Annotated in this window: 2 protein-coding genes; both read right to left on the bottom strand. The window is 59.7% G+C overall.

The features are described 5' to 3' along the window. Window positions 1-214: 214 nt before the first annotated feature. Window positions 215-1,144 (bottom strand): ornithine carbamoyltransferase, encoded by a 930-nt coding sequence (gene argF / locus RI563_RS12745; protein WP_310694762.1) that lies wholly within the window; start codon window positions 1,142-1,144, stop codon window positions 215-217. Between the two features lie 26 nt (window positions 1,145-1,170). Beyond that, window positions 1,171-2,343 carry an acetylornithine transaminase gene (locus RI563_RS12740; protein ID WP_310694761.1) on the bottom strand — a complete coding sequence of 391 codons (1,173 nt, stop codon included), beginning with the start codon at window positions 2,341-2,343 and terminating at the stop codon, window positions 1,171-1,173. Between the last annotated feature and the right edge of the window lie 448 nt (window positions 2,344-2,791).

Genomic DNA, 2,791 nt, shown 5'->3' with positions numbered 1-2,791 from the left:
GAACAAATCTTTATAGTGCGTCCCGGGGCAGAAGAGAATGACCTGAGTCCGCAAATACACGCGAATTAACGCAAAATGCCGCAATACGCTTTGAATTGATTCGCGTTGATTGGCGTGCATTCGCGGACCGGAGTCATTATCCAGTTTCTCTCCGCGTCTTTGCGCCTCTGCGAGCTCCGCGTTCATTGCCAGTGGGGTGACAAGTGAACCACTCTTAACGCAGCTGCGGCTCCAGCTCGGTTGGCACGGCCAGCAGGTGTTCGAGCAGGGCTTTCTGACTGTGCAGGCGGTTTTCCGCCTCTTCCCAGACCACGCTCTTCGGGCTGTCCATGATCTCGGCGGTGACTTCCTCGCCGCGATGGGCCGGCAGACAATGCATGAAAATGGCATCCTTGTTGGCCAGCGACATCAGCTGGCTGTTGACCTGGAAGGCTTCGAACTGTTGCTTGCGCAGTTCCTGTTCTTCTTCCTGGCCCATGCTGGCCCAGACATCTGTGGTAATCAGATCCACGCCCCGGGCGGCGGCTTCCGGGTCGTTGCTGAGGGTGATGCGATCCCCCGCGGCGGCAACGATCTCGGGATCCGGCTCGTACCCGGTGGGGGTGGCGATCTGCAGCTGAAAATCGAACTGGCGCGCGGCATTGATATAGGAATGGCACATGTTGTTGCCATCCCCAATCCAGGCCACGGTCTTGCCTTTGATGGCGCCGCGATGCTCGCGAAACGTCTGCATATCGGCCAGCAGCTGACAGGGATGGTAGAGATCAGTCAGGGCATTGATCACCGGGACCTGCGAATATTCGGCAAAACGCTGCACGGTGTCGTGGGCATAGGTGCGGAGCATGATGATATCCACCATGCGCGACAGCACCCGGGCGCTGTCTTCCACCGGCTCACCACGACCGAGCTGGGTGTCGCGCGGCGACAAAAAGATCGCATGGCCGCCGAACTGGGCCATACCGGTTTCGAACGAAACGCGGGTTCGGGTAGAGGATTTATCAAAAATCATCCCCAGCACCTTGTTTTTCAGCGGTTCGTATATGGCACCGCGGTGCTGCATCTGTTTGAGTTCGATGGCCCGATCGATGATCTGATCGAGCACATTGCCTTCAATATCCAGCAGGGTCAAAAAGTGTTTCACCATCGTGCTTTTCCTCTTGCGGCGCGGTGTCAGGCCAAAAAGCCTTTAATCAGTTCACTCACGCCATTGATAATCTGTTCGGCTTCTTCATCGCTGAGTATCAGCGGCGGCAGCAGGCGTACCACGTTGCCAGCGGTGACGTTAATCAACAATCCCCGCTCCAGGGCCTGTTGCATCAGTTCTCCGCAGGGTCGGTCCAGTTCCACCGCCAGCATCAGGCCCTTGCCCCGGCATTCGATAACCCCCGGGGTTTGTGCCAGCGATTCGTGCAGCCGGTTGAGCATGTGCTGCCCCAGCCAGCCGGCCCGCGCGGCCAGGTGTTCGTGTTCGATGGTCTCGAGCACCGCCAGGGCCGCGGCACAGACCAGCGGATTGCCGCCGTAGGTACTGCCGTGCTGACCGGGCTGGAACAAACCGGCGGCCCGGCCCCGGGCCAGACAGGCCCCGATAGGCACACCATTACCCAGGCCCTTGGCCAAAGTCATGACATCCGGCTGAATATCGCTGTGTTGAAACGCGAACCACTGGCCGGTACGGCCCATGCCGGTCTGGATTTCGTCGGCGATCAGCAGCCAGTCATGTGCATCGCACAGGCGGCGCAGCTGTGGCAGGTAATCGTCGGCAGGGATCCGGATTCCGCCTTCACCGGTGATCGGCTCGACCATGATCGCCACGATGTCATTCCCTTCGGCAGCCAGCTGCTCGATGGCGTCCACATCGTTATAGGGCACATGCACAAAGCCGGGCAGCAGCGGCTCAAAGCCGGCCTGAACCTTCGGGTTGCCGGTGGCGGTCAGGGTCGCCATGGTACGGCCGTGGAAGCTGCCGTCCATCACCACGATCGTCGGTGTATCGATCTGTTTCTGCCGGCCGTGCAGACGCGCCAGCTTGATCGCCGCCTCGTTGGCCTCGGCGCCGGAGTTACAGAAAAAGGCATTGTCCATGCCGGCAATCGTGGTCAGCTTCGCGGCCAGCGTCTCCTGTTTGGCGATGTGATACCAGTTGGAGGTATGCACCAGGGTGCGGGCCTGTTCGGCAACGGCCCCGGCGATCGCCGGATGGGCATGCCCCAGGCCACAGACCGCGACACCGCTCAGCGCGTCCAGATAACGCCTGTCGTCGGCATCCCACAGCCACGCCCCCTCACCCCGGACAAAGGTGACAGGCAGCGGCGCATAATTGTGCATCAGATGATCGGCCATTTTTCAGGTTCCGCTAATTTACCGGTTCAGGAAAATAAAACGGCAGCCCTGCGCGGACTGCCGGAAAACCGTCAATTCTAGCCCCCCGCTCCCCGAAGTCAAATAAAACCCTTGCCTTCGGGAGGGCCGAGGGACGAGGTACGAGTGACGAGGCGGGTTTGTTGGAGGCTGGATTAAATAAAAACGGCCCGGTTGTCAGCGACAACCGGGCCGTTTTGTTTTGCTGACACGTTCTGTCAGGAAACAGGGGAAGAGTTGGCAGGATCGGGGGATTATTTTCCTCGTCCCTCGTAACTCGTCCCTCGTCCCTGTCTTTTTAGAACGGCAACCCGTGCGCCTGTGCGGTCATACCGAGGATCATCGGGATGGACAGCAGGGTGTTGGTGCGCGAGGCCATCAGGGCGATGAACTTGCCCTTGGCTTTTTCTTCGTCGGAAGCCTGGACCAT

Origin of the sequence: Thiohalophilus sp. (assembly GCF_031581315.1) — a bacterium.
Classification (GTDB): Bacteria; Pseudomonadota; Gammaproteobacteria; order UBA6429; family Thiohalophilaceae; genus Thiohalophilus.
Note: the sequence above shows the minus strand (reverse complement) of the source record. Positions and strands in the feature narration are given on the sequence as shown.

Excerpts from the sequence above, each read along its gene's own strand:
- argF (WP_310694762.1), bottom strand. The coding sequence starts at position 1,144 with ATGGTGAAACACTTTTTGACCCTGCTGGATATTGAAGGCAATGTGCTC.
- RI563_RS12740 (WP_310694761.1), bottom strand. The coding sequence starts at position 2,343 with ATGGCCGATCATCTGATGCACAATTATGCGCCGCTGCCTGTCACCTTT.